Source organism: Saprospiraceae bacterium, from assembly GCA_016716185.1.
In the GTDB taxonomy this organism is placed as follows: Bacteria; Bacteroidota; Bacteroidia; order Chitinophagales; family Saprospiraceae; genus Vicinibacter.
Genome location: JADJWV010000002.1, coordinates 2,485,966 through 2,500,680 on the forward strand (window position 1 = coordinate 2,485,966; position 14,715 = coordinate 2,500,680).

Annotated in this window: 15 protein-coding genes; 6 read left to right on the forward strand and 9 right to left on the reverse strand. The window is 39.8% G+C overall.

Annotated features, from left to right (window positions below):
• The first annotated feature begins 214 nt into the window (after positions 1–214).
• From IPM34_11530 to IPM34_11540, 3 genes are all read left to right on the forward strand, one after another.
• Positions 215–484: a GIY-YIG nuclease family protein gene (locus IPM34_11530; protein MBK8956168.1), complete on the forward strand. Its 270-nt coding sequence runs from the start codon at positions 215–217 to the stop codon at positions 482–484.
• A gap of 325 nt (positions 485–809) precedes the next feature.
• Positions 810–1,202: a VOC family protein gene (locus IPM34_11535; protein MBK8956169.1), complete on the forward strand. Its 393-nt coding sequence runs from the start codon at positions 810–812 to the stop codon at positions 1,200–1,202.
• A gap of 19 nt (positions 1,203–1,221) precedes the next feature.
• Positions 1,222–1,593, forward strand: a complete 372-nt coding sequence (locus IPM34_11540) for a VOC family protein (protein ID MBK8956170.1) — start codon at positions 1,222–1,224, stop codon at positions 1,591–1,593.
• Positions 1,594–1,708: 115 nt separating this feature from the next.
• On the opposite strand, the gene IPM34_11545 is transcribed toward IPM34_11540, so the two are convergent.
• Both IPM34_11545 and IPM34_11550 read right to left on the reverse strand, forming a co-directional pair.
• On the reverse strand, positions 1,709–2,104 hold the full coding sequence (locus IPM34_11545) for a hypothetical protein (protein ID MBK8956171.1): 396 nt from the start codon (positions 2,102–2,104) through the stop codon (positions 1,709–1,711).
• A 104-nt stretch (positions 2,105–2,208) separates the two neighbouring features.
• The gene (locus IPM34_11550; GenBank protein ID MBK8956172.1) at positions 2,209–2,733 is read right to left on the reverse strand and encodes a hypothetical protein; all 525 of its coding nucleotides are present in this window, start codon (positions 2,731–2,733) and stop codon (positions 2,209–2,211) included.
• Positions 2,734–2,803: 70 nt separating this feature from the next.
• Here IPM34_11550 and IPM34_11555 point away from each other — a divergent pair, with 70 nt between their 5' ends.
• Complete coding sequence (locus IPM34_11555) at positions 2,804–4,579, forward strand: hypothetical protein (protein ID MBK8956173.1); 1,776 nt, start codon at positions 2,804–2,806, stop codon at positions 4,577–4,579.
• 151 nt (positions 4,580–4,730) lie between these two features.
• Here IPM34_11555 and rplS read toward each other — a convergent pair whose 3' ends face one another.
• Positions 4,731–5,108 carry a 50S ribosomal protein L19 gene (rplS, locus tag IPM34_11560; protein ID MBK8956174.1) on the reverse strand — a complete coding sequence of 126 codons (378 nt, stop codon included), beginning with the start codon at positions 5,106–5,108 and terminating at the stop codon, positions 4,731–4,733.
• 80 nt (positions 5,109–5,188) lie between these two features.
• Positions 5,189–7,468, reverse strand: coding sequence for a gliding motility-associated C-terminal domain-containing protein (locus IPM34_11565; protein ID MBK8956175.1), 2,280 nt, complete (start codon positions 7,466–7,468; stop codon positions 5,189–5,191).
• 97 nt (positions 7,469–7,565) lie between these two features.
• Here IPM34_11565 and IPM34_11570 point away from each other — a divergent pair, with 97 nt between their 5' ends.
• Entirely contained in the window at positions 7,566–8,141 is a 576-nt protein-coding gene (locus IPM34_11570; GenBank protein MBK8956176.1) for a threonylcarbamoyl-AMP synthase, read from the forward strand.
• A 242-nt stretch (positions 8,142–8,383) separates the two neighbouring features.
• On the forward strand, positions 8,384–10,576 hold the full coding sequence (locus tag IPM34_11575) for a glutamine synthetase III (GenBank protein MBK8956177.1): 2,193 nt from the start codon (positions 8,384–8,386) through the stop codon (positions 10,574–10,576).
• 593 nt (positions 10,577–11,169) lie between these two features.
• Here the strand turns inward: IPM34_11575 and IPM34_11580 are convergent.
• From IPM34_11580 to IPM34_11600, 5 genes are all read right to left on the reverse strand, one after another.
• On the reverse strand, positions 11,170–11,886 hold the full coding sequence (locus IPM34_11580) for a hypothetical protein (GenBank protein MBK8956178.1): 717 nt from the start codon (positions 11,884–11,886) through the stop codon (positions 11,170–11,172).
• A gap of 201 nt (positions 11,887–12,087) precedes the next feature.
• A complete protein-coding gene (locus IPM34_11585) occupies positions 12,088–12,456 on the reverse strand; it encodes a CoA-binding protein (protein MBK8956179.1) in 369 nt (122 codons plus the stop codon).
• Between the two features lie 240 nt (positions 12,457–12,696).
• A complete protein-coding gene (locus IPM34_11590; protein MBK8956180.1) occupies positions 12,697–13,461 on the reverse strand; it encodes a glycosyltransferase family 2 protein in 765 nt (254 codons plus the stop codon).
• Positions 13,462–13,590: 129 nt separating this feature from the next.
• On the reverse strand, positions 13,591–13,977 hold the full coding sequence (locus IPM34_11595) for an arsenate reductase ArsC (GenBank protein MBK8956181.1): 387 nt from the start codon (positions 13,975–13,977) through the stop codon (positions 13,591–13,593).
• A gap of 9 nt (positions 13,978–13,986) precedes the next feature.
• Positions 13,987–14,667 carry an MIP family channel protein gene (locus tag IPM34_11600; protein ID MBK8956182.1) on the reverse strand — a complete coding sequence of 227 codons (681 nt, stop codon included), beginning with the start codon at positions 14,665–14,667 and terminating at the stop codon, positions 13,987–13,989.
• Between the last annotated feature and the right edge of the window lie 48 nt (positions 14,668–14,715).

The window sequence follows — 14,715 nt, forward strand, 5'->3', positions numbered from 1 at the left end:
AATAAACCTGCGCAAGTGCGGCTGCTTTTCCAATGAAACGGCTTAATTATCTAAGAACTGAAAATTTATTCTGATCTCTTTATTCATCATTTCGTTTCGCTCTAATAAAAATTATCGCTTATTCAATCAATGATCTATCGAAAATCCGACTAGATTCAATTGTAAATCATTTAAAATAAAGAATTTTACAGCTATTAACTACTTTATTTTGAGGTTGAAAGTTGTTGTATATGTGCTTAGAAGCAAGGCTGATAATGCTCGTTATGTTGGTATGACAACTGATTTGAATCGCCGTTTGGCCGAACACAACGATGGAAAAAATCGATACACTAAAGGACACATTCCTTGGAAAATAGTTTACTCTGAAAATTGTGAGAATTGGGAATTAGGAAGAAGAAAAGAAAAATATTACAAAACTTCTGCTGGTCGAAATTACATTAATAAGATATTAGCAAACCAAAAGAATGATGTGTTCCCTGCCTGACTGCGTCTAAAAATTCCATACAATAAATCTTTTGTTGCAGTCACGCAGGCAGGGATTCCCCTACGGGCTACATTACTTTCCCCTACGGGCTACATCAGATTTATCATTCCCGCCCAACTTTAATGGTTTTTTCCAAATTATAACCAGTACGGGTTTTAGGGCTACTTACATAATGAGCCCTGGAAAAGAGGAGTTGATAGTCATTATCAAAATATAGAAGCTTATAGTTTCCCGTCTAACTTCAGGTTTGTTCTTTGTAATTTTACCAAACAATAGCCAACTACTAAGTTAGACCTTATTAAAAAATCAAAAAAAATCAAAAATTATGACTGGACAACGTAAGAACCCTTTCACCTGGGTGGAAATTTATGTAAATGACATGAGCCGTGCTCAACAATTCTATGAAACTATTTTAGACATGAAAATGACTGAACTTCCCATGCCCGAAGGAATGGCGGAAATGCAAATGTTGAGTTTTCCCTGGGCTGAAGGAGAGAAAAATATCAGCGGTGCCCTGGTAAAAATGAAAGATATGAAACCCGGAACTGGCGGAACATTGGTTTACTTCGCCTGCGATGATTGTGCCCTGGAAGAAAGTAGGGTTGAAAAAGCTGGCGGAAAAGTATTTCAAACAAAAATGGCCATAGGTGATTATGGTTTTTGTTCCATTATTTCCGACTCCGAAGGGAATACAATCGGATTACATTCTATGAAATAAATCAATAAAAAATTTAATTATGAAACTAGGAGCATTTTCAATCAGCCTTGCTGTAAAAGATATCCATAAATCTGTAGAATTTTACAAAAAATTAGGGTTTACAGAAAAAGGAGGAAACATTGATCAAAACTGGGTTGTACTCAAAAATGAAAACGCAGTTATTGGACTTTTTCAGGGAATGTTTGAAAACAACATCATCACGTTTAACCCGGGTTGGGATGCTCATGCACAAAACTTAGAAGAGTTTGATGATGTTAGAACCATTCAAAAACAACTCAAGACAGCCGGGCTTACTTTAGAAAGAGAATCAGACGAAACCACTGTCGGCCCGGAATATTTAACATTGACCGATCCTGATGGTAATAACATCTTGATAGACCAACATCGATGATCAAAATTTTTAACCAATTAAACCCATAAAAAGGCAACCGGAAGTGATTTAATCTTTGCCAGATTTTTCTTCAATCTGGTCAACTGGTATATTAAATACTCAATTGAACAGCGGTTTATCTTGGAATCTCACTGGTATCGATTTCGATCACAAGATCTTCTTTAACCAAATCCCCGTATGCTGTGCTGTCGATAATGACAGAATCAACGGAGAGAACAGGCTCCTCAACATCTATGATAATCTCTTCCATCACTTCCATGAATGTATCTGATTGACTCGCTGAAACATCGTAATTCTGTCTGAGATTTGAAGAATCCGAACCCGCTTTTATTACAATTCCGGTATTCAAAACTGCCCGCTTTTTGCCTGATTGTTTTTCGGACTTCCTATGGTTGTTGTCAGAAATTAATGACCCTTGTCCATCACCCGAAATTTGGAATCCTAATGCTGTGGAGATGCCTGCCCCTACCACTGCAGAACTCAATAAAATTGCTATCAAACCCGTTTTCATAACTCGCTTTTTGAATTGGACGAGCGGGTACAAGTAAAGTCAAATTTCGAATTGCTAAAAAAGAGTTAAATAACTTCACCACTCTTAATTCCTCTAAGCAAACCTTACTTGATGATACGGGATCCGTTATCGCACCAATCCGGACAAGGACCTGTATATCCTTTAAGCCCAGCGGAATAGTATTGGAATCCTTTAGGATGGTTTATAGTTTCAGTAAGAAAAGTATCGGTAGCTGTATTTTGGACCAAGGAGATAAATATGGTTTTTTTCAAGTTGTCCTCATTTCCCGGATACAACCTATATCCCCTTATATTCGGGTCATTTGTAATCACATTATTTAGGTAAATAATCAAATCCCTATCTAAACTGTAACCAGATGAATCTGCCGGGTGCATAGCCAAATAATTCCTGTAAGCCAGCCTCAATATATTGACATCTTCGACAATTGTAATGCTTGAAGGAGGCGGAGGCGTGTCCAGACAGTTTTTAAGGTACTCTCTATATCTGTCGCAACATTCCGAGGTCAGACAGGGTTCCCCTGGTGTATTTCCGTCAGGACAATCTTTTACAATGTATCCAATAATAATACCTGCGACAAGGCAGGTAAAAGCAATGATAATTTGTTTCATAAGTTGGTATTTGTTTTGATTTACAATAATAATTCCTTAAAAGTAAGGCATTCTGTAGATTTGTACTCACATGAAAGCTTATTATTTTTTAATGGCCTGGTTATTCTTTGGAAGTGCTTGCTCTCCAAGAAAGAGTGCTGTCGCGATCCCTGTCAGTGATTATTGCAGGAGTATAATGGATCCTCTTTATTTCATTCCGGCCGCTTCAAAAGCATATCATCTTCTCCACTTTAATAACGAAACCAGTTCAGCTGAAAACATCCTGAAGGAAAATATCCAAAAATTCAAATCTTCCTTGGCGATAGACTCATTTGTAATTTACAGTACTTACTATTTATTATTCCCAGATATTTCAAACATCGATTCAGAATTTACTAAGACGCTTGTCGAAGAACTCCAAAATCTTACAAATTCCATACAAAGAGAAGACTTAAAGTCCTTGATGCATTTCGCCCTGAATGGATATTATTATCAATCCAGAAATGCCGTACAATCCTTTAATCAGGCCCATAAAATAAATTCAAATTCCCCAGCTGCAACTAAAGATCTGCGAATCCTATCTGCAATATCATTAGCACGCGCAAATGAATTAGCTCAAGATTACAAATCTGCATTAAGCAATTTATTTAACGCTTATTATATTTCTGAAGAAATCCAAATTGACTTCTACATACGAATGGTGTTGAATGAAATTTCCAGTTTCTATATCCGGAATAATTTACATGAAAAAGCATATGAGTATAAATTAATGGAGTTAAATTTATTCGGAGAGGATTCCCTATCTTTTCAGTACGCAAATCTGGTAAAGCTGGAGTGCATACGCAGAATTAATAAAGATGGTTCATTCAACTTTGAGGACTGGAAAAAAATAGTAGATTATTCCATAAGAAACCATGTACAAAGGTTGACAGTATATTGCTTCGCGTTTTTAAGAACAAGTTACCTCGACGCCGATAAAGCCACTCAATTATATAAAATTTATACAGATTCGTTTCCCGACGAATTTCAAAAATTTAAAAGCCAACAATACAATAATTATCTGCGCTTAATGGCTACATATTACGAATCTTCAGGAAGAATCGACTCTGCAAATTATTATTTCAATGACGCAATAAATAATTTGAATTATTCTGGTAAAAATCCGGGTCACGTTTATTCGTTGTACATAAGATATGGTGATTTTCAACTGAAATTGGGCAACCAAAACAAAGCTCTGGATGCATATACCAAGGCGTTTCATGCTGCCAACCAATTAAATATAGCCAAACACCAACTCATTGCTGCTGAGAAGCTCAGAAATATTTATCAGGCCCAAAATCAGGACAGTGAACCCCTTAAATTTATTCAATTCTATCAGGTGCTTCTGGATAAAGTCGATAGCATTTCGCATGACCGGGAAATCGTAAAAATGGAAATAGACAACGGCGAACAAATTCTTAAATTACAAAAAAGGCTTGAAGAAGAAAAGCTTCAGCATGTTCATCAGAATCAATACAATCTGATCTCCGTTTTCATAGCTCTTGTTTTTTTAATACTCCTTGCTTCAGTACAATTTCATGTTCCTATTTGGATCATCAGGACATTGGGTTTTTTGGCCTTTATTTTTTTATTTGAATTTTTCATTCTAAAACTTGACAAGCAAATCCATTCCATCACTCATGAAGTCCCCTGGAAATTGTTTGCATTGAAGGTAACCCTGTTTGCAATATTATTGCCCTTACATCATTGGCTTGAAAAAAAAGTGGTGCACTATTTAGTTGCGAAAAGAGCTAATGATTCGCAATTCATTAAGCTTGATTTTCAATATTTAATAACCTGGTTCAGGAAATGGAACAATCCGGATTAATCGATAATCCATTCGCTGTGAAGAATAAACTTCTGCATTAGAAATGTCTAGAATATGCACCATGCACCTCTTCATCTGGATATGATGCAGCGTATGATAAACGTTGTTTCTGCCCGGAGATTGGGCAAATTAAAATTGATTAACTGAAAACCTATTCCGCAGCCGGAGCCTGTTCTCTCACTCCAATATTGCGTTCCTTGATCCTTGCTTTTTTACCTGAAAGGCCTCTTAGGTAAAATAATTTTGCCCTGCGAACCTTGCCCTTTTTGATCAATTTTATTTCGGCAATATTGGGAGAAGATATGGGAAAAATCCTTTCGACACCAACCCCGCTGGATACCTTTCTGACTGTAAAGGTCTTGTTTTTGCCTTCTCCGCGGATGTTGATCACGTCGCCTTTGAAATCCTGAATACGCTCCTTGTTTCCTTCAATGATCTTGTAACTGACCACAATGGTGTCTCCCGGTGAAAATTCCGGAATACGGCTAATGTCCATCAATTGATCCTGTACGTATTTAATGAGTTCCATGGCTCGTGTTTTAAGAACTTTAAAAAGAGTCGCAAAGGTAAGAAATTATCTCCAAACATCAGGAGAACATTTTACTATCATTAACGAATTAAGGTTGCAAAACCCTTATTTTCAATGGGTTCGCCTCTGGGAGTTTTGTATTTCAGGGTATAGACATATACTCCATTGGGGAGATTTTCACCTGCATTGTCTTTCCTTCCGTTCCATCCCACCAGGGGATCATTGGTCTGAAACACCCTGGAACCCCAGCGATCCCATACCGATAAATCGAAATCGCTCAGTCCGTAGGTATACCCCACTCCAACAAATTCATCATTGTTTGCATCCCCATTGGGTGTGAACGCATTGGGCAGATAATAAGTTACAATAGGCACCACATCGATATATTTGATCAAGGTATCCTTGCAACCATTGATGTTGTTGGCGATGAGTTGAATTTTCTGAATTCCGGTGTCCCGAAAGGTATATTGAAAAAAGGCCTGGGTGAGCCGATCAGAATTGTTGATTTCCCAATTACGCGAAGTAGCAAATGTGGATTGATCGGTAATGCTGACTCGTGGATTAAATATGTTTATTTTATCGGGGTTGATTTCAAACTGAGCATCGGGCGATTGACGAACATTAATCAGCTGGTTATAATTCCTTTCCGTATAGCATCCGATCGGGGAGGTTACTTCCAGCTTCAATGAATAGGTTCCACCCGCCTCATAACGGTGACAAGGCGATAAACCTTTTCCACTGGTACCATCTCCAAAATCCCATATCACCGTATAACTGGTATCAATGGGCACTGATAGATTGGTGAGACAGACATTTAATGGAGAACATCCATCGGTTTGATCCGGATCGATGATCAGCAATGGCGGAACGGGATAATACGGTATGGTAAGGGTGGTATCTGCCAAACATCCATTGATATCTTTAACTTGTAAGCGAATTTGTTTTCGACCCGGTGTAGGAAACGTGAATTCCGGATTTTGAAGTGACATTGATCCTTCACCGGAAAAATTCCAATTCCAGGATATCAAATTATTACTCCCGGAATAAGATAGATCTGTAAACTCTATGGGCCCGGCAACACAGGTATCGTACTGATATGAATAATCCGCATGGATTTCAGGAAAAATGTTGACCAGTATATTCAGTGAATCTGAGCATAATGTTCCTTTATTTACAAACATTTTTCCCCGATAGGTTCCGATCTGAGGAAAGTTGAATCTGGCATTTCTATTGTTATCGCTTTGAATAAGGCCCTGAATATCAAACTCCCACAGATAACTCGAAATGAATTGTACATCGGTACTGCGATTCTCAAAATCGACATCGAATGCGCCACAAGAATTTAAAACGTAAGTTTCGCCACTGGCCATCACTGAATCAGCTTGTACTTTAGCGAATACTTTGGGCTCACAATACGTCACGTTAAACTGAAAATCACGACGGGTTTCTGTGAGCAGGATTCCATTTCTGAATTCTTTGATACATACTCCAACCACGTATTGGCCTTGAACCTCCGGAGTTCCGCTGATGATACCGGTAATCGGATCTATGGTCACCAGTGGATTTCCAGCCATAGGGTAAATGGTTGAATACAGGGGCGCTTTAAATGTAACCGGCAAATAGGGGGGTAAACAGGAAGACGGATCCGGCGTAACCCCAAAACAGCTGTTTCTGCCTCCGGGAGTTCCATCTTGTCCGCCGGCTATCAAGGGCGTACAAAACTCATAAGTTACAAGATCCCCTTCCTTGTCTGTGGCTGAGTGGTCGTATTCAATTGGATTATTCACACAGACCACAACGGGAGGAAAACTTTTGAACAGAGGGCTGTTATTGCACAAACGCTGGGCTTCGGCAGTGATTTCCAAGGTCAGGGCCGCACCCGCTTCCCCAGGACGTATGATGTTGCTTATGGTCTCATTTCTGCAACATCTTTGATATGAAATATAATAGGAACCCGAAGACAACATGCTGAGGTTTCCTGTAACGAACTGATACGTGCCCTCTTCCACACAGACACCCCTCGGTACGATCAGGCAGGGATTATTGGCTTTGGGATCGATGACCACAATTGGTCTTAAATAGTTGATATTTGATATGTCTTTAATAAATCGAAATCTACCATCTGACATTTTTTCATAAATCCCAAATTTGGCATCGGTATCAAATAGAGCACCTTCAGGATTGCTGCAATCCCTGTACAGTTTCATGGTAACTCTGAAATTGACCAGTTTTCTGGAGGTATCCGATAAAACGCATTCGTAATACATATCTCCCCCAATAATATGCTTGGCATGTATATCGATGTTTGGATAACCAAATACCAACAGAAAGCAAATAAAAATGCTATTTCTTAAAATCATGTATATCAAAGCAAACGATTGGAAACGTTAATTGGTTATGTAAAAATAATGGATAATCTAAAAAATCCGGTTTTATAGATAACTCTTAACACAAGACATGCAATTAAACCCCATTGAAGAAGCACAAATGGCTGCAAATCTGCTCAAACAGGGAAAGACGCTCCTGTACCCCACAGATACGATTTGGGGGATCGGCTGTAGTATTGCGTTTCCCGATGCCATTCTAAAGATTTATGAAATCAAGGGAAGGGATGTCCAAAAATCGCCCATTCTGCTGGTCTCTTCATTGGAAATGTTAAACAGATACATCGTTAGGATCCATCCGAGAATAGATACCCTTCTCAGCTTACACGAGCGGCCGCTAACCGTCATTTACCCAAAAACAAAAGATCTCCCGGACCTGGTTCTGGCTCAGGATGGCTCGGTCGCTATGCGCATCTGTAAAGACCCTTTTTGCAAAGCCATGATCGAACTGACCAATGAACCTCTGATCTCCACTTCTGCCAATCTATCTGGTCAGTTGAGTCCGGGAAAGTTTGATGAAATCTCGGATGAGATTAAACAGAAAGTAGATTATGTTGTAAAACACCGGCAAAATGACCGGGAATATGGGTTAGCCAGTACCATCATCCGTTACGATCCGGAAGGGGAAATTGAAGTCATCCGGCCCTAACTAAAAAGCGGATTTATTTCGGATTTTCAGGATTCCCCATGTTAAGTTCGCTTGAATAGCCGTTTAGCTCAATAAATATAAATTAAATAAATATGAAATAATATGAGCATTATTGTGCCAATTCAAGCCAAATATTAAAATTTATTAATTTATTTTGTTAAAACTCTCCCAATTTGATCAAATTGATCAAAATTTTTGAATAATTTTGAGCTTTCTATTATTTCACTTTAAATTAATAATCCATGTCAACCAACCGGAGCGCGGCCCTTAACCTGTTTTTATCCAGGCCCAAAAGCCCAAAAGAGCGGGAAAACAAAAAAATTTCGAGCTATTATGCCGAGAATGTTTTCACCGACAACAAGATGAAGTCTTATCTGTCACATGAAGCTTATAAAGCCTACCAGCAAAGCCTTCAAAACGGGCAAAAAATTTCGAGAGATCTGGCAGACCAAATAGCCGCCGCTTTGAAATCCTGGGCCATGGAAAACGGAACCACGCATTATACACACTGGTTTCAACCATTGACCGGAAGCACGGCAGAAAAGCACGATTCCTTTTTTACCATCAATTCATCGGGTACTGCCCTGGAGCGATTTGACGGCGATGCTTTGGTTCAGCAGGAACCCGATGCCTCTTCATTTCCAAGCGGAGGCTTGCGGGCAACTTTCGAAGCAAGGGGTTATTCTGCATGGGACCCGCTTTCACCCGCATTTATCATGGACATTGCCGGTTCTAAAACACTTTGTATCCCAACCGTATTCATTTCATATACTGGGGAAGCATTGGATCACAAGGCTCCTTTACTTCGTTCCATAGAAGCTCTGGACAAGGCTGCCACAGGAGTAGCCCGATATTTTGACAGGTTTGTCAACAAAGTGACCGCAACTTTAGGTTGGGAACAGGAATATTTTCTCATCGATAAAGCCATGTATTATGCTCGTCCGGACTTAATGGCCGGTGGAAGAACTATATTTGGAAGAAGTCCGGCGAAAGGTCAGCAGCTGGAAGATCACTATTTTGGCGCTATTCCCGAGCGCGTTTATGCATTCATGGTAGACCTCGAGATGGAATGTCATAAGCTTGGAATTCCTGTACGCACCAGACATAATGAAGTCGCACCAAGCCAGTTTGAATGCGCTCCCATGTTTGAGACCTGCAACATTGCTGTCGATCACAATCAATTGCTCATGGACCTGATGGACCGCGTAGCCCGCAGACATCACCTGATTGTTTTATTGCACGAAAAACCCTTTGCAGGAATTAACGGTTCGGGCAAACACAACAACTGGTCAATGAGCACCGATACCGGTACCAATCTTTTAGGTCCCGGAAAAACACCAAGGAACAATCTTCTTTTTCTTACTTTCTTCGTCAACACCATTAAAGCTGTGCACGACCATGCTGATTTATTAAGAGCAAGTATCGCCGCCGAAAGCAATGATTACCGCCTTGGTGCCAACGAAGCCCCTCCTGCTATCATTTCCGTTTTTATAGGAAATTATCTCACACAGGTGCTCGAAGCCATAGAAAAGAGAGTGGACCACGATCTCAAGGAAGAAGAAGAGCAAGACCTGAAATTAGATATTCACAAAATGATTCCGGATGTGATGTTGGACAACACCGATCGCAACAGGACTTCGCCATTTGCATTTACCGGAAATAAATTTGAATTCAGGGCTGTCGGTTCTACGGCCAATTGTGCAGACCCCATGATGGTATTGAACATGATCGTTGCGAATCAGCTCAATGATTTCAAAGAAAAAGTCGACAAACACATCAATGCCGGTGAGAAAAAAGATTCGGCAATACTTAAAGAACTTCGGGTTTGTATTAAGTCGAGCAAAGCCATTCTTTTCGAAGGCGATAATTATAGCGATGCCTGGGCTAAAGAGGCTGCCAAAAGAGGTTTGCCAAATATCAAAACGACTCCGGAAGCTTTGGATGCCTATGTAACCAAAAAAGCAAAAAAGCTTTTTACTGAAAATCAGATCCTCAATGAAAAAGAAATAGAAGCCCGCCATGAAATTTATCTGGAGAAATACATCAAGAAAGTACATATTGAGGCCAGCCTTGCTGAAGAATTATGCATGAATCAAATTCTTCCTGCTTGCCTTCGCTATCAAACCGATGTTTTGAGCAACATCAAATCTGCGATGGAAGCTGGCCTGAACAAATCCGCTGTCAAAACCCAATCGGAACTGGTCAAGATTATCAGCATCAACATTGACGGAGTCTATGATCAACTTTCAAAACTTCGCTCCGAAATGGATAAACATGATAAACATAAATCCACCAGGAATGAAGCCATTCATTATTGTGAAAAAGTTAAACCATTGTTGCAAAAAATCCGCGATCACGTAGACCATTTGGAATTGTATGTAGAAGACAAATACTGGCCATTGCCAAAATACAGGGAGATCTTGTTTAATAGATAATGAGGACGATGTTTCGACGTTTAGACGTTTCGACCTTTCGACGTTTGGACCTTTAGACCTTTAGACCTTTAGACTTTTAGACGTTTCGACGTTTGGACGTTTGGACGTTTCGACCTTTAGACCTTTAGACTTTTAGACGTTTCGACGTTTGGATGTTTGGACGTTTCGACGTTTCGACCTTTAGACGTTTAGACGTTTCGACGTTTGGATGTTTGGACGTTTCGACGTTTCGACCTTTAGACGTTTAGACGTTTCGACCTTTAGGCATTTTAGCTATTGGAAAAATTCATTGCGCAAATGACCACCTCCTTGAAAGTGAATTGTTATACAGTAATTTTAAGGTTCTGAGTCAACCGCCTTGCAGTTGATTATTATTGACCTGCTTATTTTATTTTCATCCCTTCGGGGTTTAGGATGGTTGACAATGAAAATTTCAAATCTTCAAGTATTTGGATTAATTCGTACGAATAGTATTTTTTGATTAAAATAATAAATCAAAATTTTTTTATCCTTAATCTTATTGCTTCTCGCTTTGAGCTTGTCGCTCCATAATACTTCTACAATCAGCATTTGGCCTTCAGCCTCCCCTCTTGTCATTTACACATCGCATTGTTCCAAGCCATCCGGGTTTCAACCATATTTTTATAGTGGAAATTGATGACATTAATCAGTTCGGATAAAACTCCCAATAAACTGGAAAGTTCGTCGAGGCATTGATTGTTGACCATGGGATGTTTGATTTTGGATAAACGGTCGTATTCAGATTGAAACTGATTTAAACCATCTTTTGCACTTCCAAAAAATGAAATGTATTCCTTATTTATGTCTTGTGAAACCGATTCCAATACTTTCATTGAATTCACTATTTGCTCACAACCGTAATCCAATTCATTGGGAACTATAAAATCTATGTTTTTATCTGCAATTGCGTTTCTTTTGGAATCCCAAAGCACACTGATGGATTGCCTGATTTTTGACAAAGCTTCCAGTTCCGCCAGGGTTTCTTTGGTAATGTCTGCGGGGGCGCTTAGGGAAAAGCTGTTGTTTTCACTCGACTTTTCAATATAAGCCTGCAGCCGGTCCAACCTGGCACTGTAAGTTTTCAAATCTCCGCCCGGAGCCCAACTGGTCACCCGGTTGAATATGGAATCATTATCCAAAACTTCTTTTGACCACTCCAGTTCCGCAGATTGAAATGCTTCCTGGCATTGCAGATAACAAGTAGGAAAATCTTCAAAAAGCTTATATATGTTTTGTGAAGAGAGCGCATCGCTAAACAAAATCAGAATGAAAAAACATGGATATTTCATGGTTTAAAAATAGCTCATTTGTTACAATTGATGTGAAAACTTCCTCGGGACAGCGTGAAGTCCCGGTAAAGGAATTATCCAATTTCAAATTCTAATTACATCCTTTCCTCCCATGCCTTGAAATTATTCATTAAAAAGCATTCTGATTCCTTGTTATTGGTTCATTGCGTAGGGCCGAATTTTCGAATAACAGAACGCAACTCAATATTGACCGGTTTGAACCAGGACCATGGTGCAGGCTTCTTCTGTTTGGATGCCATGCTGGTTTGCTAAATTACTGAGTTCAGAATTCTCCGCTCCGGGATTAAAAATCAATCTTCGCGGTTGCAGCGCTAAAATATAAGAATACCATTGTTCCTGATGCTTTGAATTGAGATAGAGCGTTATGGTATCAACATCCTTATGAAGACTCCGGTCGGTTTGGATAGGCACTCCATGAACTTCCCCGGGAGTTTTGCCAATGAGGATGATTTCATGCCCGGCGTTCTTTAAATGGAAAATAGCCTTGTAAACACTTCTTTCAGGATTGGTGCTAGCCCCCAATACAATCGTCTTTTTAGTTTCGCTCATGATCAAACTTAACAATCCTGCTCAATGAAAGTTTATCTCATCAACTTAAATGAACCGCTTTTAAACATGACGATCCGCTTTGATCAAAACCCATTTTCTCGAATTATTCCGGGCCACGTTTTCAAGAAATTGATCTGAAATTTGCGTTTGGATTTTCAACATGCAAATTTCCAGTATGAAGCCAGCAGTTGCAAAAGCGAATGGCATCTGAAAAGTTCTTGAAAATTCAATCCAGGGCGTTTATTGAAGTCTTTGCAACGCAAGTAGTTTTTTATATTTCAGATAACTTGCATAGGCTGAAATTCCACAAATCTGCAATCCACTTCTCCCATCTAAAAAACCCATTTTGAAAAAGTACATTTTCAAGAATGTCCAAAAAGGGTTGATCAGGAGCTGAAAAGCTTTTGCCGATTTATTTTTCTCATGCAAGGATTTGGCAGCAAGATCTGTATAAAATTCTACTTTCCTGAAATGATCTTTCACCGTGTAATAACTGTAATGGAGAATATTTCCCTTCAGTTTTGGGACTAAGCTCCCTTCTTGATTAAGTTGAAACCACTCATGAGGCGTGTTGCCGGTCCATTTTCCCTGGCATCTGTTATAAAGCCTGATATTGTAATCGGGATACCAGCAATGCCTGACCCAACGACCGCAATAATTGGTCAATCGGTTTAAAGCATAAGCATCTGCACGGGAATTCGCTTTTATTTTCACGATCTCTGACCGGAGCTTGTCATCCAGTTCTTCGTCGGCATCCAGCGATAAGATAAAATCGTTAAGCGCCTGACTGTTGGCGAAATTTTTCTGTTGGATGTAACCTTCAAATTTATTCTGGATCACACGGGCTCCATATGATTTTGCAATCTCAATCGTATTGTCAGAACTAAATGAATCCACCACCAAAATATCATCAGCTACATCGCGCAAAGATTTCAAACATCTGCCAATATTCCGGGCTTCATTAAAAGTAATGATGACTGCAGAAAGTGGATGTGTTCCGGTGATTTTTTGTGTCCCTTCCAATTTATAAATTGCTTTTGGGTATTGGGTGCAAAACTAATTAGAATGTATTACCGGTGCATTTCGAATTTTATACAACAATAACGCAGAGATATTTTTTTCAGGATTTTGGCATTACAGTTCAGCCAGCAATTCTTTCACCTTTTCTTCGATTAGATCCCTCACCATCCTGAATTGATCGGGATCCATATTTTTAGGATCTGGAATATCCCATTCGATCCGCAATTTGGCTGGAACAAAAGGGCATTTGTCTCCACAACCCATTCCCACCAACACGTCGAATTGAATTTGTGGGATATCATCCAGTGATTTTGAGTCATGGGCCATAAGATCGTAACCAAGCTCTTTCATGGATGCAATAGCCTTGGGATTGATTACACCAGACGGATTTGAACCGGCGCTGTAGGATCTGATTTCGGAAGCCGCATGCATTTTAACAAAAGCCTCTGCCATTTGGCTCCTGTTAGAATTTTCGACGCAGACGAATAATAGATGTTTCAAGCTTGCTGATTATTGTTGTTTACAAACTGAAAGAGGCATCGGACAGCATTCTTTTTCTCTGACACACCTGCAAGTAAAAATTGCCAACAAAGCACCGATAAATGGGGCAAGCAGATAAATCCACAAATGCTGCATATGTCCGGAAACGACTGCAGGAGCTAAAGATCGCGCCGGATTCATGGAAGCCCCGGATATCGGACCTGCAAACATGGCTTCCATGAGAACAACCGCTCCTACTGCAATGCCCGCAACAATTCCCTTTTCTTTAGATCCGGTTGAAACCTGCATAATGACAAACATGAGCAAAAACGAAAGAATGATCTCCATGATGAAAGATTGATATGGAGCACCAGACGGCAAAGTTGTTCCGAGATATTGTTGCCCGGGGAACAGAAATTTCAGAAGTAAACTGGCGATGAGTGCTCCGCAGACCTGCCCCATAACATAGGGGAAGACCTGGTTTCCGGGGAATCGGCCTGAAAACCAAAAAGCAATGGTAACAGCCGGATTGAGATGTGCACCGGAAATATCTCCAAAAGCATAAATCATTGTCATCACTACCAATCCGAAACTTATGGCAATCCCGGAATGGCCGATCTCTCCGCCGCTGATGTCATTAATAACAATCGCACCGGTGCCGCAAAAAACAAGTCCAAATGTTCCAATACACTCCGATAGATATTTTTTCATTTTTAATGCAGTCTGATTTGTGACTTACTGGAATTGAATAACAAAGTA

Coding starts and splice junctions, on each gene's coding strand:
- IPM34_11570 (MBK8956176.1), top strand. CDS start 7,566: ATGCAATTAAACCCCATTGAAGAAGCACAAATGGCTGCAAATCTGCTC.
- IPM34_11545 (MBK8956171.1), bottom strand. CDS start 2,104: ATGAAAACGGGTTTGATAGCAATTTTATTGAGTTCTGCAGTGGTAGGG.
- IPM34_11555 (MBK8956173.1), top strand. CDS start 2,804: ATGAAAGCTTATTATTTTTTAATGGCCTGGTTATTCTTTGGAAGTGCT.
- IPM34_11565 (MBK8956175.1), bottom strand. CDS start 7,468: ATGATTTTAAGAAATAGCATTTTTATTTGCTTTCTGTTGGTATTTGGT.
- IPM34_11550 (MBK8956172.1), bottom strand. CDS start 2,733: ATGAAACAAATTATCATTGCTTTTACCTGCCTTGTCGCAGGTATTATT.
- rplS (MBK8956174.1), bottom strand. CDS start 5,108: ATGGAACTCATTAAATACGTACAGGATCAATTGATGGACATTAGCCGT.
- IPM34_11585 (MBK8956179.1), bottom strand. CDS start 12,456: ATGAGCGAAACTAAAAAGACGATTGTATTGGGGGCTAGCACCAATCCT.
- IPM34_11575 (MBK8956177.1), top strand. CDS start 8,384: ATGTCAACCAACCGGAGCGCGGCCCTTAACCTGTTTTTATCCAGGCCC.
- IPM34_11535 (MBK8956169.1), top strand. CDS start 810: ATGACTGGACAACGTAAGAACCCTTTCACCTGGGTGGAAATTTATGTA.
- IPM34_11540 (MBK8956170.1), top strand. CDS start 1,222: ATGAAACTAGGAGCATTTTCAATCAGCCTTGCTGTAAAAGATATCCAT.
- IPM34_11600 (MBK8956182.1), bottom strand. CDS start 14,667: ATGAAAAAATATCTATCGGAGTGTATTGGAACATTTGGACTTGTTTTT.
- IPM34_11580 (MBK8956178.1), bottom strand. CDS start 11,886: ATGAAATATCCATGTTTTTTCATTCTGATTTTGTTTAGCGATGCGCTC.